Below are 21,643 nucleotides of genomic sequence, written 5' to 3'. Positions count from 1 at the left end.
CGCGGTCGTCACGGGGAGGCGGGCATGACGGTCACGACGATCGCGGGCGGGTTTCACGGCGGCGTCGCCTCGAGTGCCGTCCTCCTCGGTCTGGCGGGTCTCGCCGCCTTTTTCTGGCGCCGCTGCCATGCGCCGGAGGCCGAGCCGGTGCCCGTTCGGGCGGTCCGGCGGAACGGAACCGGCGGCTCGCCGCGTTCTTGACGGGCGTGGGCGCGGGGACTAGGCCCCGGCCAACGGTCACAGCGGGACCAGCCGAGACCTGATGACAGACGATTCCTCCGACCTTCCCGTCGTGCTCCTGGTGGAAGACGACGGCCTCCTCCTGATGGAGGCCGCCGACACCCTGTCGGATGCGGGATTCCGGGTGCTCGAAGCGTCGCATGCGGACAAGGCCTTGAAGCTGCTGCAGGACCACGACGACGTCGGCGTCCTGATGACCGACGTCGACATGCCCCAGGGCTCGATGGACGGGTTCGCGCTCGCCCGCCTGGTCGCGCGGCGCTGGCCCTCCATCCCCGTCCTGGTCGTGTCGGGCATGGGGACGCCCGGCCCTCACGACCTGCCCGATGGCGCCCGCTTCATCCCGAAGCCCTACGAGCCCGCCACCCTGGTGCGGACCCTGCGGGCCTTCGTGCAGCGCGCCGCCTGACCCGATCCTCGAAACGGAGGCCCCATGGCCACCGAGACCCGTACCCATCGCTTCGCCACGCAGTCGGTCCACGCCGGGGCCTCCCCCGATCCGTCCACCGGCGCGCGGGTGCAGCCGATCTACTTCACGAACGGCTTCGTGTTCGATTCCACGGAGCAGGCGGCCGACATCTTCGCGATGCGCAAGACCGGCTTCTCCTATTCGCGCGGTTCGAACCCCACCGTGGCCGCCCTCGAGCGTCGGGTGGCGGCTTTGGAGGGCGCCAAGGCCGCCGTGGCGGTCTCCTCCGGACAGTCGGCCGTGCTGCTCGTGCTGATGACCCTGATGCAGAGCGGCGACGCCTACGTCGCCTCCCCGCGCCTGTTCGGCGGTTCCCTCGGCCTGATGCGCCGCCTCGACGGGCGCTACGACCTGAAGCCGCAGTTCGCCAAGGGACTGACCCCGGCCGATTTCGAGGCGCAGATCACGCCGCAGACGAAGGCGATCGTCTGCGAGTCGATCGTCAACCCCTGCGCCACGGTGATGGACCTCGTCGGCATCAGTGAGGTCGCCCGGCGCCACAACCTGCCGCTGGTGGTCGACAACACCCTGGCCTCGCCGGCGCTGATCCGCCCCATCGCATACGGCGCCGACATCGTGGTCCATTCGACCTCGAAGTTCCTCGGCGGCTCCGGCCAGACCATCGGCGGCATCATCTGCGACGCCGGCCGGTTCGACTGGACGGCGACGGGCGGGCGCTACAACCTCATCACCGAACCCTGGTCGGACTACGACGGCCTCGTCATCACCGAGCGGTTCCCCGAGATCAGCTTCGCGGTGGCCTGCCGCCTGTTCGGCCTGCGCGACCTCGGTCCCGGCCTGTCGCCGATGAACGCGTTCCTGACGCTCACCGGCATCGAGACCCTGCCGTTGCGCATGGCGCGGCATTGTTCGAACGCCCGCACCGTCGCCGCCCACCTCAAGGACCATCCGGCGGTGGAATGGGTGAGCTATCCCGCCCTCCCCGGCCAGCCGGGCGAGTCCATGGCCGCCTGCTACGTGCCGCAGGGCCCCGGATCGATCTTCACCTTCGCCCTCAAGGGCGGCGAGGCGGCGGCCAAGACCTTCATCACGTCCCTCGAGCTGATCTCGCACCTCGTGAACATCGGCGAGATCAAGTCCCTGGCGATCCATCCGGCCACTACCACGCACCGCCAGCTCGGCGATGCCGACAAGGCGGCGGCCATGGTCGGGCCGGAGACGGTGCGCCTCTCGATCGGTCTGGAGAACGTCGAGGACCTCATCGCCGACATCGACCAGGCGCTCGCCAAGCTGTCCTGAACGACTCCGGTCCGAAGGGGGTCATCCCGCCAGGCGCGGGCGCGACCCGTCGTCGTCGCCGAGGATGTCGGGGCGGTTCCTGAGGAACCACGGCACCCGGCTCGCCGACATCGGCTTGGCGTAGAGGTAGCCCTGCGCCGTGTCGCACCCGTTGGCGTCGAGGAACGCGGCCTGGGCCTCGGTCTCGACCCCTTCGGCGGTGACGCGCAGGCCGAGGCTGCGGCCGAGATGCAGGACGGCCACCACGATGGCCGCGTCGTTGGCGTCCCGTTCGAGGTCGCGCACGAAGCTGCGGTCGATCTTGATCTCGTCGACGGGGTATTGCTTGAGGTGCGTCAGCGAGGCGTAGCCGGTCCCGAAGTCGTCCAGCGCGACGCCGATGCCGGCCGAATGCAGCGCGTCGAGGACGCTGGCGACGCGGTCGCCGTGGCCGCCCAGGAGCACCGTCTCCGTGACCTCGATGCCGATGCGATCCCGGGCCAGCCCGGCGCGGTCGATCTCGCCGAGCAGGGTCCTGGCGAGGTTGTCCTGCGCGAACTGTGTCGCCGAGAGGTTCAGGAAGACGCGGCCTGGGTCGAGGCCCAGCGCCACCCATCCTGCCACGTCCGCGCAGATCCGCCGCATGAGGCACAGGCCGACCGCGTTGCCGATGTCGGGATCGTCGAACACGGTGGAGAAGTCGGCCGGAACAAGAAGGCCGCGGCTGGGATGCTGCCAGCGGGCCAGGGCCTCGAACCCGACGATCCCCCGGCCCTGCAGTCCGACATTGGGTTGATAGAACGGGACGAGCTGCCCTTCGTCCAGGGCGGTGCGCATCTCGCCCGCGATCCTGACCCGCGTCTCGATCTGCACCCGCAGCGAGGGCGTGAACAGGACGGCCTGGTTCCGCCCGGCCGCCTTGGCGGCGTAGAGCGCGAGGTCGGCGTTGGTGAAGAGGTCGCCGCCGCCGCCGGCATGGGCGGGAAACACCGCCAGGCCGAGGCTGGCCCTGGGCGCTACGATCCGCCCGCCGATCGGCATGGCCGGGTTGAGGACGTCGAGGATGTCCTCGGCGAGCCGGTGCAGGTGCACCGTGGCCTGCCCGTCGCCGGGGATGGCTGCCAGCACGACGAACTCGTCGCCGCCGAGCCGGGCGACGAGGTCGCCGGGTCCGGCGACCCGGCCGAGCCGGCCCGCGACTTCCTTGAGCAGCGCATCGCCCGCCTCGTGGCCCAGGGTGTCGTTGACCTCCTTGAAACCGTCGAGGTCGAGCAGGATCAGGCCGACCTCGGCTCCCGTCGCATGTCCGCCCGCGATCGCCGCCTCCAGGCTGGTCTGGAACAGTGCCCGGTTCGGTAGACCGGTGAGGGCGTCGTGGTGGGCGGCGATCCGGATACGTTCCTCGGCCGCCTTGCGGCTGGTGATGTCCACGAGGCTCGAGATGGTGCAGGCCTGCCCGTCGATGTTCACGGCCGCCACCGAGAGGAGGATGTCGTGGCGCCGCCCGTCCCGTCCGGTGAGGCCGACTTCGAACCCCTGCTGTGCGGCGCTGCGGCTGAGGCCGGAGGCGATGCGGCGGCGGTCGTCGCCGCTGAGGTGACGGCGGATCGTGTAGTCGCCGAAGGCGCGGGTGTCGGGCACGTCGAAGAAGGCCAGGGCGGCGTCGTTGGCGCTGACGATCCGGCCGCCGTCGGCCAGCGAGACCACGATCGGGATCGGGACGGCGCGAAACAGCGCCTCGAACAGGTGGCGGCTCTCGGCCAGTTCGGAATTCGCGTGGCGTTCGGCCTGGGTCGCCGCCCATTCGAGGCGGCGCAGCCGGTTCCAGCGGATGACGAACAGCACGAGGACGACCTCGCCCATCACCGTCGTGACGAGGAAACCCGTCGCCGCCGTCGCCTCCGGCTCGTGCCAGAGGTAGCCGGTCGCCAGTGCCGCCATGGCGACGCTGCCGCAGGCCAGCGTCCAGCGGAAACTCGTGGGCACGACGAGGAAGTAGATCGCCGGCAGGACGATGAGGACCAGCGGCGCGATCTCGGACCGCAGGGAGCACAACACGCCGAGGCAGACGGCGGTGACGATCTCCCAGACGACGAGGCCGCGCTGGACGACGGAGAACCGTGTCGCCTGCCAGATGGCGACGAGGCACAGGACCGAGATCGCGACGATGCCCAGGCGCGCCGGCACCGCGATCCAGAAGTGGGGGTGGCCGAGGAAGCGCCAATCGATGATCAGGGCGAGCGCGTTGATCGCGGCCGAGATGCCGAGGATGAGGCGGGCGGTCCGCAGGGTCTCAGGGAGCCGGTCGGCCCGGAAGGCCGCTTCCCTGGAAGCGGATGCGAACTCGCCGCCGATCGCGCTGAAGTGAGTCGTCGCCATGCGCAGCAGGGTCGCACGCCAACCCTGCAGACGAGGTTAAGGCCGCGCGCGCGTCGCCGGCGATCTCAGCCCCCGGTGCCCTTCCGCAGGAGCGCGCGCAGGGCACCGCGGACGGTGCGCACGTCCTGCTCGGTCATCGCCATGCGGTGGAGCATGTCGCGCATGTTGCGCACCACGATCTCGCGCTTCTCGGGCGGATAGAATCCGGCCCCGTCCAGCGCGCCCTCCAGGCTCGCGAACAGCGACAGCAGCGCCTCCCGGGTCGCGGGAGGCGACAGCATCTCGCCCGCGAACGGAAGCCGCGCCAGGCCCGCGGCGCGGCGCCATTCGTAGCCGACGAGCAGCACGGCCTGGGCGAGGTTGAGGGAGGAGAAATCGGGGGCCACCGGGAAGGTGACGATGGCATCGGCCAGGGACACCTCCTCGTTGAGGAGCCCGACCCGCTCGCGGCCGAACAGGATGCCGACCCGCTGCCCGGCTCTCGCCGCGACCTCGGCCATCGCCGCATCGGGGCCGAGCACCCGCTTCATCTGGCCGCGCTCGCGCGCGGTGGTGGCGAGCACGCAATGGAGATCGGCGATGGCCTCGGGCAGCGTCGCGTAGACCCTCGCCCCGTCGAGGGCGGCGGTGGCCCCGGAGGCGGCCTCGCGCACGCCCTTCATCGGCCAGCCGTTCTTGGGGGCCACCAGGCGCAGCTCGGTCAGGCCGAAATTGGCCATGGCCCGGGCGACCATGCCGACGTTCTCGGCGAGCTGGGGGGCGACGAGGACGATCGCGGGGGGACGCGGCGACGCCCCGCCCTCCTCTGCCGTGTCCGACATCCCCGGTGCGGGTCCGGCCTCAGATCTTCCCGTCCAGCCCCATCTGGTAATACTTGTGGACGATCTTGTCCTGGTTCTCGAGGAGCCAGTCGATGGACGGCTCGTTGGCCATCGCCTTGCGGATCGCCTCGGTCATGCCCTTGCGCTGGATCTCGAACAGCGCCTTGTGGTCGACGGTCTCGGCCTCGATCACGCCGGGGCTCAGCCAAACCGAGCAGATGATGCCGAGATCGTTGGCCTTCTCCTTCGGGATGTAGCCGGCCCGCACCGCGTCGAGGACGCCGTTGGCGATGGCGAACTGCACGGTGCCCATCAGGATCGAGGTGTACTTCGAGGTCTCGACGCTGACCTTGGAGACGCACAGCGTCACCGGCCGCACCATGATGTCGGTGTTGAGGAGCGCGAAGACGCGGCTGTGGCCCACCACCTGGTCGCCCGTGAGCGTGGCCAGCGCCGTGCCCACCGGCCCGTCGAGCTCGCCGATGATCACCTCGGGCTCGGCCGCGGTGTTGGGCGGGCCGCCGGCCACCAGGGCCTCGCCGGCGCGCAGGATGATGCGCTCGCTCATGATGTCGTCCTCTCGACGGTCTTCGATGGGATCGCACATTCCCGGCGGGGCGGCCGATGTCCAGGGGGCGGCCCGGAATTTCTCGCTCCGTACGGCGCGGCGCATCTGTCACGGGCACGGGTTTCGCGTACCCGTGGCGCACGCTATGACCGCGCCACGCGGGAGCGCGGCCCACCCGGCCGCGTGAAGAGAAAGGCACTGAGGATCATGTCGAAGATCAAGGTCGCGAACCCGGTCGTCGAACTCGACGGCGACGAGATGACCCGCATCATCTGGAGCGAGATCAAGACCAAGCTGATCCACCCTTATCTCGACCTCGACCTCGATTATTACGACCTGGGCGTCGAGCATCGCGACGCCACCTCCGACAAGGTCACGGTGGATGCCGCCGAGGCGATCAAGCGCCATGGCGTGGGCGTCAAATGCGCCACCATCACCCCCGACGAGGCCCGGGTGAAGGAGTTCAAGCTCAAGGAGATGTGGAAGTCGCCCAACGGCACCATCCGCAACATCCTCGGCGGCGTCATCTTCCGCGAGCCGATCATCTGCAGGAACGTGCCGCGGCTCGTGCCGGGCTGGACCCAGCCGATCGTGGTCGGGCGCCACGCCTACGGCGACCAGTACAAGGCCACCGACTTCAAGGTGCCCGGCAAGGGCCGGCTCACCATCAAGTTCGAGGGCGACGACGGCACGGTGATCGAGAAGGAGGTGTTCAGGTTCCCCTCCCCCGGCATCGCCCAGGCGATGTACAACCTCGACGATTCGATCCGCGACTTCGCCCGCGCCTCGCTCAACTATGGCCTGAACCGGAAGTACCCGGTCTATCTGTCCACCAAGAATACCATCCTCAAGGCCTACGACGGGCGTTTCAAGGACCTGTTCGAGGAGGTCTACGAGGCCGAGTTCAAGTCGCGCTTCACGGCGCTCGGCATCACCTACGAGCACCGCCTCATCGACGACATGGTCGCCTCGGCGCTCAAGTGGTCGGGCGGCTACGTCTGGGCCTGCAAGAACTACGACGGCGACGTCCAGTCGGACACCGTGGCACAGGGGTTCGGATCGCTCGGCCTGATGACCTCGGTGCTGCTCACCCCGGACGGCCGGACCGTGGAGGCGGAAGCCGCCCACGGCACCGTGACGCGCCACTTCCGCGAGCACCAGAAGGGTAAGGAGACCTCGACCAACTCCATCGCCTCGATCTTCGCGTGGAGCCGTGGATTGGCGCACCGGGCCAAGCTCGACGACAACGCGGAACTGGCCAAGTTTGCCACCACCCTGGAGACGGTCTGCGTCGACACGGTGGAGAAGGGCTTCATGACGAAGGATCTCGCCCTCCTCGTCGGCCCCGACCAGAAGTGGCTCTCGACCACGGGCTTCCTCGACAAGGTCGACGAGCACCTGAAAGCCGCGATGGCGTAAGGGGCGTCAGGGACCCTGCGATCCGGCATGACCGCCCGCGCTCTCCTCCCCCTTGTGGGGGGAAGTGGGGGCGGCTGGGTGGCCCTGCCGCTGACCATGCGGCGCCACCCCCACCCCCGGCCCCACCCCACGAGGGGGCGGGGAAACCGCGTCGTCCGTTCGTCGCTCCGCCGCCTCCCGGTCGCGCCGGATGCTGCGCTTGAGCACCACGAGCTGCCAGATCGCCAGCCCGAGCGGGATCGAAAAGACGAGGCCGATATCGAGGACCGCGGCGATCGGGTGGGTCACGGCGAGACGGGCGCGGCCCCCTCGCGGAAGGCCTCGCGCTCGCGCAGGACCTCGATGAGGTCTAGAACGCGCACGAATTGGCCCGGCAGGTTCCACCAGGCTGGGCTGCGCACCGCCTCGGACGGGCGCTGGACGACCGCCTCGATGATGCCGGCGATCTCCGGCACGGGCGGCTCCCGCAGGAGGGTCGTGCCGCCCAGCGGCAGCAGGGCGCGCGCCATCAGCACCGCCTTGCGCCGGCCCGGCACGCGGGCGCGGCGACCGACCGAATCATGGCCCTCCCGTTCGAGGTCGCGTCCGATCTCGGCATAGATCAGCCGCGCCGCCCGGATCGCCGGACGGCAGCCGGGCGGCAGGCCGCCGATCCCCGCCTCGGAACGCTCGTAGAGCCCGTCGGCCACGGCCAGCAGCCGCGCGATTACGCCCCGGAGTTCGGGCGTCGCCACGGGATGGGCGAGGAACGCCTCCGGATCGATCCCGGCCTCGCGCAGCCAGGCCAGCGGCAGGTAGAGGCGCCCGGCGCGGGCGTCCTCGCCGACGTCGCGGGCGATGTTGGTGAACTGCATGGCGAGCCCGAGGTCGCAGGCGCGGGCCAGCACGTCCGGGTCGCGTCGGCCCATGATCAGCGTCATCATGGCGCCCACGCTCGCCGCCACCCTGGCGGCATAGGCGGTGAGATCCGAAAGCGTCTCGTAGCGCCGGCCCTGCGCGTCCCAGGCCAGCCCCTCGATCAGGGCGGCGGGCAGCGCATGGGGAATGGCGTAGTCGGCGACGATGTCGGCGAGCGCGCGGTCGGCCGGGCCGTCCATCGGCTGGCCGGCGTAGACCCGGACGAGCCGGTTCGAGAGCCGCGCCACCGCCGCCGCCTTGCCGGCCTGCGCCACGTCGTCGACGGCGTCGTCGGAGAGGCGGCAGAAGGCATAAAGGCCGTAGGCGGGCCGCCGCACCGAGGCCGGCAGCAGCGCGGAGGCGGCAAAGAAGCTGCGCGATCCCGTCCTGATCGCCGCCCGGCAGGCGGCGTGATCCGTCGCATCGGCATGACCCGCCGCATCGGCATGGCCCGCCGGCACGACCAGAACGTCCTCGCGCCATTCGGTTTGGTCGCGCCAATCGGCTTGGTCGCGCCAGTCGGCTTGATCACGCAAAGACACGAGCATCCGGCACCACGCGATCGAGAACCCTGGCGGAGGAAAGGACCCCGGGAAGCCCGGCACCGGGATGGGTGCCGGCGCCGACGAGGTAGAGGTTGGCTACGTCTTCGGACGCGTTGTGCGGCCGGAACCAGGCCGATTGCGTCAACACGGGTTCGAGGCCGAAGCCGGAGCCGCGGACGCTGAGGAAATCCGTGGCGAAGTCCTGCGGCGTCGTCACCTTCGAGGTGACGATGGATTCGGACAGGCCCGGCATCACGGTGGCGTCGAGGTGGCGTTCGATCGCCTGGCGATACGGCTCGGCCTCGACCCGCCAGTCCTGCCCGCCGTCGAGGTTGGGCACCGGCGAGAGCACGTAGAAGGCGTCGCAGCCGGCGGGCGCCAGCAGCGGGTCGGTGGCGGTGGGCCGGTGCAGGTAGAGGCTGAAGTCCTTCGACAGGTGCTTCTTGGAAAAGATGTCGTCGATCAGTCCGCGGTAGCGCGGCCCCATCAGGATGGTGTGGTGGGCGACCTGCGGAAACTTCCTGTTCGTGCCGAAGTACCAGACGAACAGGCCCATGGAGGAGGACGCCCGCTTCAGCTTGGCCGCGCTCCAGCGCCGGCGCTTCTGCGGCAGCAGCCGGCCGTAGGTGAAGGCGGAATCGGCGTTGGAGACGACGATGTCGGCATCGATCCGCTCGCCGCCCTGGAGGATCACGCCGCGGGCGGCGTCCTTGCCGTCGTGCGTCTCCACCCGGATCTGCGCCACGTCGGCGCCGCAGCGCAGGGTCCCGCCCTGCCCCCGGATCAGGCTCGCCAGGCCGTCGACGAGGCGCCCGGTGCCGCCCATGGCGAAGTGGACGCCCCAGCGCCGTTCGAGATGGGCGATGAGGCAGTAGATCGCGCTCGCCCGGAACGGGCTGCCGCCGATGAGGAGCGGATGGAAGCTGAAGATGGTGCGCAGGCGCTCGTCGCGGATGTAGCCGGCCACCACGTCGTAGACGCTGCGATGGCCACTCAGGCGCAGGAGCGCCGGGGCGATGCGCAGCATGTCGGTGACCGAGCCGAACGGCACGTGGCCGAGTTGCTCGAAGCCGAGTTCGCAGATCTCGCGCGAGCGTTCCATGAAGCGTTCGTAGCCGGGCACGTCGCTGGCGGAGAACCGCGCCACCTCGGCGCGCATGGCTTGCGCGTCGCCGCTGTAGTCGAAGGTGGCGCCGTCCTCGAAGCGGATGCGGTAGAACGGCAGCATCGGCGCCAGGGTGACGTCGTCCTCCATCCGCCGTCCGCACAGCGTCCAGAGTTCCTCGAACAGGAACGGCGCGGTGACGATGGTGGGGCCGGCGTCGAAGGTGAACCCGTCCTGCCGATGGACCCGGGCCCGGCCGCCGGGCTGTTCCAGCCGCTCCAGCACGGTGACGCGGTAGCCCCGCGCCCCGAGGCGGATCGCGGCGGCGAGGCCGCCGAATCCGCTGCCGATCACCACGACGTGAGGCCGCTGGAGCGGGGCGGTCTCGGCGCTGGGGATGTCGGCGAGTGTCAACATGGAGTGACACTAGCAGTGTCAAATTCTCTGACGCAAGCGGTGTTTTTCGCGAGGCGGCCATGGGCCGGCACGGTCCGCGCTCGCGGCCCTCTGGGACGTGCGGGCGCGGCCGGGGCGCCCCGCAAGGGCCTCGGGGGTAAGGTCGGACGCGCTACCGCGGTGGCGTCAGGCCATGGTGATGTAGTCGCGCATCGCCTGATGCTCGGCCTCCACGGAGGCGATCCGCAGCTTGACCACGTCGCCGATGGAGACGAGCCCGGCGAGCTGGCCGTCCTCGACCACGGGAACGTGCCGGAAACGGCCGTTGGTCATGATCTGCATCAGGTCCTCGACGCTGGCGCTGCGTGCGCAGGTCACCACCTCGGCGGTCATGTGGTCGGCCACCCGCGCGTCGAAGGCGGTGGCGCCACGGTCGGCCAGGGCGCGCAGGATGTCGCGCTCCGACAGGATACCCAACACCACGCCGTCGTCCTCCGCGACCACCAGGGCGCCGATGCGCTTCTCGGCCAGCAGGTGGATGGCGTCGTCGAGATTGCGGTTCGGCTGGATGGTGACGACGGTGCGGCCCTTATCGGCCAGGATGCGCGCGACGGTCATAGGGTCTCCCTCCCTGCGGGATGAGCGGTGGCGTGCACCCGAGGATGGGGCACGAAGACGTGCGGCGCGGGTTGGCTCCCGCGCTCGGCAGGGGACGAGTGTGTCGCCGCTGCGGCGATCTGGCAAGCGCGGGCGCCGGCCAAGTGTCGTGAGATGCGGGGCTATTTCTCGTCGAGCGCGAGATCGGTCAACGGATCGGGCGTCGGCGCCGGTCGATCAGCGGCAGCAGGAAGAACCCGACCACGAAGCCGCCCAGATGCGCGTCCCAGGCGATCGACGAGCCGTCGGCTCCCAGCGGCAGCGCGATGACGCCGAACAGGAGGTTCGTGGCCAGCCAGACGACGAGGAACACCACGGCGGTACGGTTGCGCAGCAGTTCGGGGATCGTCTGCAACGGCGGCGGCACCGGGATCTGCCAGGGCGGGGCTGCGGGGCTGATCAGCGGCGGCGGCTGGAACACGAAGCGGGCCGCCGCCGCCATCAGGGCCGAGACCGAGGCCGAGGCTCCGATCAGCGGCGCCAGGCTCATGGGATCGAGGAGGAGATGCAGCACGGCGCCCGCCACCGCCCCGGCCAGCGCCAGCAGGCAGAAGCGCAGGGTGCCGCAGCGCCGCGCCACCGGCGAGCCGAAGGCGGCCAGCCATACGCTGTTGAAGACGAGATGCATCCACGACCCGTGCAGGAGCGCATAGGTGGCGAAGGTCCACGGCATCGCCGCGGGATCGGCCGCGATGTAGCGCGCGAAGGACACGTAGGCGTCGAGGGTGCTCGCGTCCGAGACCCTGGCCGAGGCCGCCGCCACGAGGGCCTCCGCCTGCGAGGGATCCATCGCCACCGTCCAGCGGCCGGGGATCAGGGCGAGGTCGAGGAGGACGGCGAGGTCCCAGGTATCGGGCAGCACGAACTCGCGCAGGGCGTGGATCGCCACCAGGATGCCGATGGCGGCGGAGACGACGCCCGGCATGTTGAAGACGGGAACGCGGCTCTGTCGCGGCAGATCGGGGCTGGCATCCATGGTCTCACCATGTCGTCCGCTCGCCGCCGAGCGGCAACCCCTCGCGGAGGCAAAAAGGCATTCGCCCCGCCCCGCCGGCGTTAACCCTGATGAAAGCTTAATGCGGCGCGCCGATTCGAGCGGGCATAGGCTGTGCGCAGTGGAGGCGAAAGGCCCGGTGCGCCGGTGCCGGACCGGATCACCTGATCCAGAATCATACAGGCCCGGCGACGGGCTTGCCAGCGCGGGACACCATGAAGCATCCGACCAGCCGCCTCCTCCATGCCTATTGGGACCGGGTCCGGCGCGATCGTGCCGCGCCCGAACGTCGGGAGATCGAGCCCGGAGCGATCCGCAACCTCCTCTCCGATGCGCTCATCCTCTCCGTCGACGTGCCGGCGGGCAACGCCGCCTTCCGCCTCGCCGGCACCCGCGTCTGCGCGCTGTTCCGCCGCGAACTGCGGGGCGCCGACTTCGCCCGCCTCTGGGGCGAACCCACCGCCGATCCCTGGCGCCTCGTCGAGGCCGTGGCCGTCGATACGGTCGGGATGGTGGCGGGCCTGCGCGGCGAGACCTCCGAGGGCGAGGCGGTCGACCTCGAACTCCTGCTGTTGCCCCTGCGCCACCGCGGGCAGACCCAGTCGCGCATCCTCGGCGCGCTGAGCCCCCAGGTGATCCCGCATTGGCTCGGCCTGCGTCCCCTCGTCCACCTCAGCACCACCTCCCTGCGGGTGCTCGGCCCGGATGCCCTCCCCGCCGCACCCGCCGACGACGTCCTCGATGCCGTGCCCGAACCCGCCAACGACCGGATGCCGCGCCGTCGCGGCCATCTTTTCGTCCATCCGGGCGGGCGGGCCTGATCGCACCGTCGCCCGATTCGCGCGGGCACGGGGCCGGCGAGCCGGCGCCGCGGTGACATCCGCACCCGGACGCGACCGACCGATCATCGGCTGTCGGGCAGGTTGTAGAATCGGTGGCGAGAGCACGCGATCGGCCGGGGAAAAAGTCTTTCGTAACCAAATCCGGCGATGGTCCCGGCATGTCCGGCATGGCGCGGGGGTGACCCGTCGCTGTCCACCGCCGGGCGGACCCCGTCGTTCCCGTCTGCCCGCCGCGGGTCCCGCCGCGACGGCAGGCAGGGCTGGAGCCGTCGCGCGATTGCCATGATCGAGACCGCCATCTCATCGGACACGCCGCGGCCGCACGTCGTGCGCCACGCCGACATGCGCCGCCACCAGCGCGTGAAGGTGGCGCTGCTCGGGCGCTACATGCTTTCCGACCGCCAGGAATACCCCTGCCAGACCGTCGACATGTCCCCCGGCGGCGTTCGCCTGACCTGTGCCGTGCTCGGACAGGTCGGTGAGCGGATCGTGCTCTATCTCGAACAGATCGGCCGCATCGAGGGCACCATCGCCCGGATGACGGCCGGCGGCATCGCGGTGAAGCTGTCGGCCACCCTGCGCAAGCGCGACAAGATCGCCTCGCAGCTCACCTGGCTCGCCAACCGCGAGACCCTCGGCCTGCCCGAGGGCCGGACCCACGAGCGGCTGGTGCCGATCCAGCCCGGCATCGTGATGCGCCTGGAAAGCGGACGCGAGATCGCCGCGCGCATCATCGATCTGTCGATGTCCGGCGCCGCGCTCTCCACCGTGACGGTCCCCCAGCTCGGCGCGAGCGTCACCCTGGGACGCACGCCGGCACGGGTGGTGCGCTATTTCGAGGGCGGCATCGGCGTCCAGTTCATGCTGCCGATCTCGCCCGACCGCTTCCACGAAGGCCTGACGCTCTAGCCGATGCGGCATTCGCGGACCGGGCCCGTGGCCGCCGCGCGTCTGCGACGCCGGGGCGCAGCCTGCGTGCGCGCCCCGTCAAGGTTGCCCATCCGCTAATCCGATCCCGATCATTGTCGTGACCCCGGCAGCCCGGAATTCGGGCTGTCCGCAGGCGGACCGGCCGGCGGCGTGATTGCGTAAAATTGCGCGGATCGGCTTCAGCGCCGCGGAGGGGCCGTCGCCCCATCCTCACCTCGAAGACGAGGTGATGGCGATGCGCGGCGCAAACGTGACGAGACTGGCGGTGTTGGCGGTGGTGACCGCCCTGGCTTTCTGGCCGGCGGCCGTTCTCGCTCAGCCGTCCGCGCCGCTCCCGCCGGTGTCGGTGGCGGCGATGGCCGTGGGCGACGCCCGGCCGATCGCCGCCTGGGTCACCTTCTGCCAGGCCTATCCGGCCGAATGCGCGCTCGACCCCGCCGAGCCGGCCGCCGTGGCGCTCTCGCCCGCGGTCTGGAGCACCGTCGTGTCGGTCAACCGGCGGGTGAACACGTCGCTCCGCGCCGTCACCGACCAGGACCATTGGGGCGTGCCCGACCGCTGGGACCTCGCCGAGGACGGCGCCGGCGATTGCGAAGACTTCCAGCTGCGCAAGCGCAGGATGCTGGCCGCCGCCGGCCTGCCGCGCCGCGCCATGCGGATGACCGTGGTCATCGACGAAAAAGGCGAGGGCCATGCCGTCCTCACCCTGATCACCGACCGGGGCGACTACGTCCTCGACAACAAGACCAGCGAGATCCTGCCCTGGTATCGGACCGGCTACGTCTTCATCAAGCGGGAGAGCCAGGCCGCCGTCGCCTGGGTGTCCCTGGGCGGCGTCACCTCGCCGGCCACCACCGCCAACCGCTGAAAGATCCGATCGGCGACGGGTCAAGGACGAGAGGATGGTTCTCCCGCCCCCGTGACCGAAAGCCGTATTTTTTCGGAACCGATGCCGGTTTGGGAAGTTAACACCGCCTTCATTTTTCCGATTGAGTGACGGCCTGGACCGTGCAAACCTCGTGCCTCAGCCCCAGGATGGCGAGGCGATCGTGATGCGGCATACCGGTCTGCACGATATCGGGACGGGGTCCATACGGACAATCCCCCTCGCCGTCCCTCTGGCCGGTCGCCTCGCCAAGGCTGTCCAGCTCGCCCTGGCCGGGTCGATCCTGATGCTGGGAGGGGCCAGCGCGGAGCCCGACGCCGTGGCCTCCCTGCCCGACGTGCCGGTCATCGAAGAGGGCGGCGGCGCCAAGCCGGTGGCGGCCTGGACCGCGCTCTGCGCCAGGCTTCCGGCGGAATGCGCCGTCGACACCTCCCAGCCGGCCACCATCGCCCTCAACCCGGCGATCTGGCGTACGCTCTCCAGCGTCAACCGGCGCGTCAATGCCCGGATCAGGCCGATCACCGACATCGCCCATTGGGGGGTCGTCGACCGCTGGGACTATCCCGACGACGGCTTCGGCGATTGCGAGGATTTCCAGCTGCTCAAGCGAAAGATGCTGATCGAGCGCGGCCTGCCGCGCCGGGCCCTGCGCATGACGGTGGTGATCGACGACATCGGCGAAGGGCATGCGGTCCTGATGGTCCGCACCGATCGCGGCGACCTCATCCTCGACAACAAGACCAACGCGATCCTGCCGGGACTGCGGACCGGCTACACCTTCGTGAAGCGCGAGGGGCAGGACGGGATGGCGTGGGTGGCACTCAACGGCATCGCCTCACCGGTCACCACCGCGAATCGCTGAGGCTGTCGAGCCCCGCTTTCAGATGCCGGCGATGAAGTGGGCCGCATCGAGGACCAGCCGTCCCGACAGCAGGCTCCAGCCGCAGGCGATCATCGTGGCGATCATCACGAACGGGATCGGCCGTCCCTCGATCCGGCGGCCGCGCACCGTGTTGCGCAGGATGATGAAGGGGGCGCCGAAGACCAGCACCGGCAGGACGGCCGCGGCGGCGACGCCGCCGCGATCGAGCAGGCTGAAGCTCGCCCGCCGCTCGGTGAACAGTTCGAACGCCGTGGCGAGGAGGCCGGAGAGGGCGAGGCCGAGGCAGAGCGTCTGGATCGATTCGACGGCCGACGGGCTGATATCCATGGCTGAGGCGGGCTCCACCCTAGAGGGACGATGGAGCGCACTCTGCCCGAGCGTTTACGAAGTGTTAAGGATCACCTCGCGTTAGGGTAAACGCCGACCACAGGCGATTGGTCGGCCCGCGCTCAATCCTCGAGGTCGATGTCGAGGATCGCCATGGCGAAATTGAACGAGCGGTCGCCGTCCTCGTCGTCCACCGAGACCACACCGAGGAATTCCTCGCCGATGTAGACCTCGGCCGAATCGTCCTTCTTGGGACGGGGAACGAGGCGGATGTTGGTGTTGGAGAAGGTGCGGCGCAGGTAATCCTGGACCTTCACGATGTCTGTCTTGTTCACGCGGCGACCTCTGGGCGGTGGCCGATGGCGGGTGTCCGCGTCCCCGGTCGGGGAGCGCCCGCCATCGCGATGGGATGGGTTCGGGGCTTCGCTTGCCATGGCCGCCGTGAGGGGGCAACCCGCAGCGGCTGCATCCCAAGCATCATTCCGCGACGTGGTCCGCGGTTCGCGGGAGACCATGATGCGCCATCGAAGAGACCTCGGCTGGCCTTCGCAGGGCAACCCGCGACTGCCTGCCGAGGCCGGTCAGATGCCGTCGGCCATGTGGATGAATTGATCGAGGCTCACGAACTGGTCCATCGCGCGCGAGGGCTCGGCGCATCCGGCGGTGCCGACCACGCGGGCGGGCACCCCGACCACGGTGGTGTTGGGCGGCACCGGCCGCAGCACCACCGAGCCCGCCGCCACCCGGGCGCAGGCCCCGACCTCGATGTTGCCGAGAATCTTGGCGCCCGCCCCGATCATGACGCCGCGCCGGATCTTGGGATGGCGGTCGCTGCCCTGCTTGCCGGTGCCGCCGAGCGTCACCGCGTGCAGCATCGAGACGTCGTCCTCGATCACCGCGGTGGAGCCGACCACGAGGCCGGTGGCGTGGTCGAGGAAGATGCCGCGCCCCACCCGGGCGGCGGGATGGATGTCGGTCTGGAACACCTCCGAGGATCGGCTCTGGAGGTAGAGGGCGAGATCGCGCCGGCCGTGCGTCCAGTACCAATGCGCCAGGCGATGGGCCTGGATCGCGTGGAAGCCCTTGAAGTACAGGACAGGCTCGAGCGCCCGGCTCGCCGCCGGATCGCGGTCGAGCACCGCGACGATGTCGGCGCGAAAGCTCTGGCCGATGCGGGGATCGTCGGCGATGGCCTCGTGGAAGCCGTGGGCGACGAGCTCGCTCGACAGGGAGGCGTGCCCGAGCCGCGCCGCCACACGATGCGAGACGGCCGATTCGAGGCTGGCGTGGTTGAGGACGGTGGCGACGATGAAGGAGGCGAGCTGCGGCTCCTCGCGCACCACCGTCTCGGCCTCGGCGCGCAGGCGGCTCCAGACCGGATCGAGGATCGCCGGCTCGCTGGGGCTGATGGACGGGCTGGCGGACATCGGTGGGCTCCTCGAGGAGGACGCGGGTGACGCTCGGCCGGGCCTCGCCCCGATGCGATCGCGCATCGACGCCGCCGGTCGAGCCATAGCGTGGTGCGCGGCACCCCTGCGATCAAGGTCGTCGCGCTTCTATCGCATCGGACCGGACGGTCGCTGCCGGCCTTCGGAGACATCCGATGCTCCGACGATGCGCGAGTGAGCGACGAGCGCCCTCCCTCGGCCCGTCGTGCTCAGCCCGTCGTGCCGACCTGCCCGAACCGGGCCTCGATCGCACCGGCGAGGCGGTCGACCATCACGTCGATGCCGACGTCGGAGGTGTCGACCACCGCCGAGGCGCGCGCATAGAGGGGTTCGCGGCTCAGCAGCACCGCCCGCAGCTCCTGCATCGCCGAGGCGTGGTCGCCGGTGGTCGGCAACTCGCCCTGTTCGCGCACCCGCTGCATGTGCTCCTCCGGCTTGGCCCGCAGCCAGATCGTGAAGAAGGCCTGCAGCAGGAGGTCGTAGGTCAGCGGCTCGGCGACGATGCCGCCGCTTGTGGCCAGCACGAACGGTCCGGGACGCTCGGTGAGGCGGCGCAGGGCCCCCTGCTCGAGGCGGCGATAGCCCTCCTGTCCGTAGATCGCGAAGATCTCCTTCACGGACAGGGCGTTCTCGCGCTCGATCTCGGCGTTGAGCTCGACGAAGGTCCAGCCGAGGCGCTCGGCCACCATGCGCCCGAGGGTGGACTTGCCGGCCCCGCGCAGGCCCACGACGGCGACCCGCGGCTGCAGGACCTCGCCGGCCGCCCCCGCCTTGCCCGATAGGATGCCCTTGGCCAGGGCGATCTGCTCCCCCGACGCGGTGGCGAGAAGATCGCGCACCACCTGCCACTCCGACGCGATGTCCTGGCCGGCGATGAGGTCGTCGAGCCGCACGCCCATGGCGTTGGCGACCCGCCGCAGCAGGATGATCGAGACGTTGCCCTGCCCGCCCTCCAGCTGGGCGATGTAGCGCTCGGACAGGCCCGAGGTCTGCGACAGGAGCTTGCGCGACAGGCCACGGACGGTCCTGGCATGCCGGACCCGGCGGCCGAGCTCGGCCAGGAAGAGCGATTCCTGTTCCACCGCCTCGGTCATGAGGTCGCGCGTCCCTGAACCGACGTGACGATGCACCGGCCGCGTGGCGGTCGGACCACAGGGGCGTCGGGTGCGCCCTGCCCCGGCCCGGCGGCGAGGCGCGGGACGGTTCGAGGGCCTGTTGATAAGGCGTTGCCGTAAAACATCGTTCCGAGTCGACAGGTTGGAGCGTCACCGGTGGCCGGAGCGCCTGCATCCCGCCTGCATGCTATGTTCCACTTCGCATCGCAACATATGGTTTGTGCATGCCGTGATGACACGACCGCCGCTCGGTGGTCCGCCGGGGTCATCCGTGTTTCGCGCTCTTGGCCGGTGATCGGCCACCCGACCGGCGTTCCGTGCCGCCGCGCCCGCCGCAGACGGCCGATATGGCGATCCGGCCCGACGATTCCGCGTGATCCCCGGCCTCGGCGCGGGTCTATTGCACCGACGGGAGCGCCGAGGCCTCCAGCACCGGAGCGGCGGCGGCGGGCTTCTTCGCGACGATCGGTCGCCCGACCGAGGCCAATTGCACGAGGGAGGGACGCCGGGGCGGCAGCGGAACCGCCACGGTCTCGACGATCGTGGCATCGGCCGTCGTCGCCGGGCCCGCAACCACGGCGGCCTCCGGGGACACGGCGGCTGCCGTTGCCGGGACGGACGCGACGGACGCGGTCGCGACGTCGACGAGGAAGGCGGCCGGCCGGCGCGGCGGCAGCGGAACCTCCACGACCTCCGTCGGGGCCGGATCGGTGGCGGCGGACGGCGCGTAGGCGAGTGCCGTGCTGGCGGCGGTCAGGTTGGGGTCCGTGGCCGGACGCAGGCCGAACAGGCTGCCGAAGGCGGCACCCGATTTCGCGGCCGGAGCCGGATCGAGCGCGGCAACGCTGGTGCTGATGCCCAGGCGCTTGGCGGCGTAGTAGTAGCCGCGGCTGTAGTAGCTGTAGGCCTGGATGATGTCGCCCTTGGCGGCGCGATAGGCTCCGGCGAGATAGGCGATGCCATAGCGCAGGTTGGTCTCGGGATCGTAGAGGCCGGCGGCATCGCCGCCGTAGCCCATGCCCCGGGCGGTGGCGTGCTTGATCTGCATCAGGCCCAGGGCCGATCCGCCCTTGGCCTTGGGATTGTAGTTGCTTTCGCGCTTGACCACCTGGTGGACGAAGCTCGACGGCACGCCGGCCGCCTTCGCCTGGGCCTCGATCAACGCGTTGATGTTGTCGCGGGGGACCGCTGCCTGCTGCGCGAGGGCCGGCGCGGACCACAACGTGGCGGCGGCGAGGAGCAGGAGGCGCTGGTTCATGCTGGTCGGGACCCGGTGTGGCGTTGAGCCGTCCGGTCATCGGTCGAGCCCAAATGCGGCCGGAAAGCGGCTCGGGCGCCGTTGCGGGGTGCAAGCACGGCCGTTTGCCTGTGTGTTGTGGCGCACATGACACAGGCGCTCGGCGGCTCCGGCCGACCCGCGCTCCGGAGATCCACGCATGTTGTCAGGGTGTTGGAGCCCTCCGATGCCGGCTGCGGCGGCCGGGACGGTGCCGGGGGCTCAGGCGCGGGACGCGAGCTCGCGCAGGATGGCCTCCACCATGGCGTCGGGTGATTCGGTGACGGCCGCCACGATCGGGTTCTCGTCCGGGCCCGGCGGCTCGAAGTCGGCGAACTGGCTCTCGAGGAGGGCGGGCGGCATGAAGTGGCCGCGCCGCGCGCCGAGCCGGGCGGCGATCAGCGCGCGGTCGCCGGAGAGATGGACGATCAGGACGGAGTCGCGCCCGCGCACGAGGGCGTCGCGATAGGCGCGCCGCAGGGCCGAGCAGGCGATCACGCCCGAGCGGCCCTCCGCCAGGCACCGGTCGATCCAGGCTGCGATGGCCGCCAGCCAGGGGGCGCGCTCGGCGTCGCCCAAACCCAGGCCCGACCGCATCCTGGCGATGTTCCCGTCGCTGTGGAACGCATCGCCGTCCGCGAAGCGCCAGCCGAGCGTCTGGGCCAGCAGGGCCGCGATCGTGCTCTTTCCACAGCCCGACACCCCCATCACGACGAGGACGCGGGCGGGTGCGGCGGGCGGTGGCGTCGATGGCATCCGTGCTTCCGTCGTGGACGACTGCGGTCCAACGGACCGGGGGATCGGTTAAAGCGGGGTGAACGATTCGCGCGCTGATGGTGGGACACGGTGCGGGGCGTGTGGGCAACGGGGATGGCGGGGGCGGGCGCCGCTCGCGGTGTGACTGTGACCCACCCGCCACGGACTTCGCAGTGCCGATGGTCTAGGCAGCAGGCTGGCGAAACCGACAGGCTGCCCTGGATGCGTACCCTTCCCTACCTTCTCTTCACCGCGCTGGCGGTGTCGGGCTGCTCGTCGATCCTGCCTGCGGCGGGTCCGACGACGAGCGCCGTTCTGGAGGGGGCGGACGTGACGACGGCGCAGGGGACGTTCGCGCGCTANTCGGGCTGCTCGTCGATCCTGCCTGCGGCGGGTCCGACGACGAGCGCCGTTCTGGAGGGGGCGGACGTGACGACGGCGCAGGGGACGTTCGCGCGCTACGAGATCGTCGACCTCGACGCAGCCGTGATCGAGGCGATGCGGGGCCGGGCGCTCGACAGCCTGCTGGCCTCGTTCGGGGACCGGCGGCCCGCGCTCGAACCGGTGATCGGGGTCGGCGACTACGTCGCGGTCTCGGTGTGGGAGGCGGGCTCGGGCGGCCTGTTCTCGGGGCCGCTGGTGGCCGACCGCTTCTCGGCCGGCTCCAAGTCGGCGATGATCCCCGAGCAGGTGGTCTCGCGCGACGGCGCCATCTCGGTGCCCTACGCCGGGCGCATCCAGGTCGCCGGCCGCCGCACCCAGGACGTCCAGTCCCTCATCGAGAGCGAACTCGCCGGCAAGGCCATCCAGCCCCAGGTGCTCGTCTCGGTCACCCGGCCGATCTCGCAGTCGGTCACCGTCACCGGCGAGGTCGCCGCCGGCGCCCGCGTGCCGCTCTCGGGCAAGGGCGACCGCATCCTCGACGTCGTCGCCGGCGCCGGCGGCGTCAAGGCGCCGGTCAACGAGACCTTCGTGCGCCTCTCGCGCGGCAACCTCACCGCCACCGTGCCGATGACCACCATCGTCTCGAACCCGCGCGAGAACATCTTCCTGCGCCCCAACGACGTCCTCACCCTGGTGCGCGACCCCCAGACCTTCCTCGCCGTCGGCGCGCTCGGCAACGCCACCGAGATCCCGTTCTCGGCCGAGGGCATCACGCTGGCCCAGGCGCTCGCCAAGTCGCGCGGCCTGTCCGACAACCTCGCCGACCCCGCCGGCGCCTTCATCTTCCGCTTCGAGCCCGCCAGCGCCGTGCGCCGCCTCAAGCCCGACAGCCCGCTGCTGGCCACCAACCTCGTGCCCGTCGTCTACCGCATCAACATGCGCGACCCCAACAGCCTGTTCCTCACCCAGGCCTTCCGCATGAGAAACCGCGACCTCATCTACGTCTCCAACGCACCCTTCTCCGAGGTCCAGAAGGTCCTCTCCGTGTTCTCCACCGTCGCGAGCCC

At 70.5% G+C, this 21,643-nt stretch carries 22 protein-coding genes; 9 read left to right on the top strand and 13 right to left on the bottom strand.

What is annotated here, in order from left to right:
- Window positions 1-24 precede the first annotated feature (24 nt).
- The 3 genes from ASG40_RS21365 to ASG40_RS17450 all read left to right on the top strand — a co-directional run bounded on the left by ASG40_RS21365 (window position 25) and on the right by ASG40_RS17450 (window position 1,969).
- On the top strand, window positions 25-201 hold the full coding sequence (locus ASG40_RS21365; RefSeq protein ID WP_156387794.1) for a hypothetical protein: 177 nt from the start codon (window positions 25-27) through the stop codon (window positions 199-201).
- A gap of 61 nt (window positions 202-262) precedes the next feature.
- The gene (locus ASG40_RS17455) at window positions 263-649 is read left to right on the top strand and encodes a response regulator (RefSeq protein WP_055888582.1); all 387 of its coding nucleotides are present in this window, start codon (window positions 263-265) and stop codon (window positions 647-649) included.
- A gap of 24 nt (window positions 650-673) precedes the next feature.
- Window positions 674-1,969, top strand: coding sequence for an O-acetylhomoserine aminocarboxypropyltransferase/cysteine synthase family protein (locus ASG40_RS17450; protein WP_055888580.1), 1,296 nt, complete (start codon window positions 674-676; stop codon window positions 1,967-1,969).
- Window positions 1,970-1,990: 21 nt separating this feature from the next.
- Here the strand turns inward: ASG40_RS17450 and ASG40_RS17445 are convergent, their stop codons facing one another.
- From ASG40_RS17445 to ASG40_RS17435, 3 genes are all read right to left on the bottom strand, one after another.
- Entirely contained in the window at window positions 1,991-4,327 is a 2,337-nt protein-coding gene (locus ASG40_RS17445) for a putative bifunctional diguanylate cyclase/phosphodiesterase (RefSeq protein WP_055888578.1), read from the bottom strand.
- Window positions 4,328-4,392: 65 nt separating this feature from the next.
- On the bottom strand, window positions 4,393-5,148 hold the full coding sequence (locus tag ASG40_RS17440) for an RNA methyltransferase (protein WP_055888576.1): 756 nt from the start codon (window positions 5,146-5,148) through the stop codon (window positions 4,393-4,395).
- Between the two features lie 19 nt (window positions 5,149-5,167).
- The gene (locus tag ASG40_RS17435; protein ID WP_055888954.1) at window positions 5,168-5,716 is read right to left on the bottom strand and encodes a formaldehyde-activating enzyme; all 549 of its coding nucleotides are present in this window, start codon (window positions 5,714-5,716) and stop codon (window positions 5,168-5,170) included.
- Window positions 5,717-5,923: 207 nt separating this feature from the next.
- On the opposite strand from ASG40_RS17435, the gene ASG40_RS17430 reads away from it, so the two are divergent.
- On the top strand, window positions 5,924-7,135 hold the full coding sequence (locus tag ASG40_RS17430) for an NADP-dependent isocitrate dehydrogenase (protein WP_055888574.1): 1,212 nt from the start codon (window positions 5,924-5,926) through the stop codon (window positions 7,133-7,135).
- A 284-nt stretch (window positions 7,136-7,419) separates the two neighbouring features.
- On the opposite strand, the gene ASG40_RS17420 is transcribed toward ASG40_RS17430, so the two are convergent.
- From ASG40_RS17420 to ASG40_RS17405, 4 genes are all read right to left on the bottom strand, one after another.
- Entirely contained in the window at window positions 7,420-8,493 is a 1,074-nt protein-coding gene (locus ASG40_RS17420; RefSeq protein ID WP_055888952.1) for a phytoene/squalene synthase family protein, read from the bottom strand.
- Between the two features lie 67 nt (window positions 8,494-8,560).
- A complete protein-coding gene (locus ASG40_RS17415; RefSeq protein ID WP_055888570.1) occupies window positions 8,561-10,099 on the bottom strand; it encodes a phytoene desaturase in 1,539 nt (512 codons plus the stop codon).
- Window positions 10,100-10,264: 165 nt separating this feature from the next.
- Window positions 10,265-10,696 (bottom strand): CBS domain-containing protein, encoded by a 432-nt coding sequence (locus tag ASG40_RS17410; RefSeq protein WP_055888568.1) that lies wholly within the window; start codon window positions 10,694-10,696, stop codon window positions 10,265-10,267.
- Between the two features lie 187 nt (window positions 10,697-10,883).
- The gene (locus tag ASG40_RS17405) at window positions 10,884-11,711 is read right to left on the bottom strand and encodes a rhomboid family intramembrane serine protease (protein ID WP_055888566.1); all 828 of its coding nucleotides are present in this window, start codon (window positions 11,709-11,711) and stop codon (window positions 10,884-10,886) included.
- A 233-nt stretch (window positions 11,712-11,944) separates the two neighbouring features.
- On the opposite strand from ASG40_RS17405, the gene ASG40_RS17400 reads away from it, so the two are divergent.
- The 4 genes from ASG40_RS17400 (at window position 11,945) to ASG40_RS17385 (ending at window position 15,249) form a co-directional block, all read left to right on the top strand.
- The gene (locus tag ASG40_RS17400) at window positions 11,945-12,550 is read left to right on the top strand and encodes a PAS domain-containing protein (protein ID WP_055888564.1); all 606 of its coding nucleotides are present in this window, start codon (window positions 11,945-11,947) and stop codon (window positions 12,548-12,550) included.
- Between the two features lie 303 nt (window positions 12,551-12,853).
- Complete coding sequence (locus ASG40_RS17395) at window positions 12,854-13,480, top strand: PilZ domain-containing protein (protein WP_055888562.1); 627 nt, start codon at window positions 12,854-12,856, stop codon at window positions 13,478-13,480.
- Between the two features lie 250 nt (window positions 13,481-13,730).
- Entirely contained in the window at window positions 13,731-14,369 is a 639-nt protein-coding gene (locus tag ASG40_RS17390; RefSeq protein WP_055888560.1) for a transglutaminase-like cysteine peptidase, read from the top strand.
- Between the two features lie 184 nt (window positions 14,370-14,553).
- Window positions 14,554-15,249 (top strand): transglutaminase-like cysteine peptidase, encoded by a 696-nt coding sequence (locus ASG40_RS17385; RefSeq protein WP_055888558.1) that lies wholly within the window; start codon window positions 14,554-14,556, stop codon window positions 15,247-15,249.
- Window positions 15,250-15,267: 18 nt separating this feature from the next.
- Here the strand turns inward: ASG40_RS17385 and ASG40_RS17380 are convergent, their stop codons facing one another.
- The 6 genes from ASG40_RS17380 to ASG40_RS17355 all read right to left on the bottom strand — a co-directional run bounded on the left by ASG40_RS17380 (window position 15,268) and on the right by ASG40_RS17355 (window position 20,192).
- A complete protein-coding gene (locus tag ASG40_RS17380) occupies window positions 15,268-15,597 on the bottom strand; it encodes a DUF6949 family protein (RefSeq protein ID WP_055888556.1) in 330 nt (109 codons plus the stop codon).
- A gap of 122 nt (window positions 15,598-15,719) precedes the next feature.
- Complete coding sequence (locus ASG40_RS17375; RefSeq protein WP_055888555.1) at window positions 15,720-15,932, bottom strand: DUF3126 family protein; 213 nt, start codon at window positions 15,930-15,932, stop codon at window positions 15,720-15,722.
- A 246-nt stretch (window positions 15,933-16,178) separates the two neighbouring features.
- Complete coding sequence (gene cysE / locus ASG40_RS17370) at window positions 16,179-17,024, bottom strand: serine O-acetyltransferase (RefSeq protein ID WP_055888553.1); 846 nt, start codon at window positions 17,022-17,024, stop codon at window positions 16,179-16,181.
- A 230-nt stretch (window positions 17,025-17,254) separates the two neighbouring features.
- A complete protein-coding gene (locus ASG40_RS17365) occupies window positions 17,255-18,139 on the bottom strand; it encodes a helix-turn-helix transcriptional regulator (RefSeq protein WP_055888551.1) in 885 nt (294 codons plus the stop codon).
- A gap of 418 nt (window positions 18,140-18,557) precedes the next feature.
- Entirely contained in the window at window positions 18,558-19,418 is an 861-nt protein-coding gene (locus tag ASG40_RS17360; RefSeq protein WP_055888549.1) for a transglycosylase SLT domain-containing protein, read from the bottom strand.
- A gap of 240 nt (window positions 19,419-19,658) precedes the next feature.
- On the bottom strand, window positions 19,659-20,192 hold the full coding sequence (locus ASG40_RS17355; protein WP_055888547.1) for a gluconokinase: 534 nt from the start codon (window positions 20,190-20,192) through the stop codon (window positions 19,659-19,661).
- Window positions 20,193-20,555: 363 nt separating this feature from the next.
- Between ASG40_RS17355 and ASG40_RS17350 the strand changes: the two genes are divergently transcribed.
- Window positions 20,556-21,643, top strand: a 1,088-nt coding sequence (locus ASG40_RS17350) for a polysaccharide biosynthesis/export family protein (protein ID WP_056410454.1), incomplete at both ends; no start/stop codon positions are given.

Source organism: Methylobacterium sp. Leaf399, assembly GCF_001424525.1.
Taxonomy (GTDB): domain Bacteria; phylum Pseudomonadota; class Alphaproteobacteria; order Rhizobiales; family Beijerinckiaceae; genus Methylobacterium.
The sequence above is the reverse complement of the archived record's forward strand: the minus strand, read 5'-3'. Positions and strand labels throughout refer to the sequence as shown.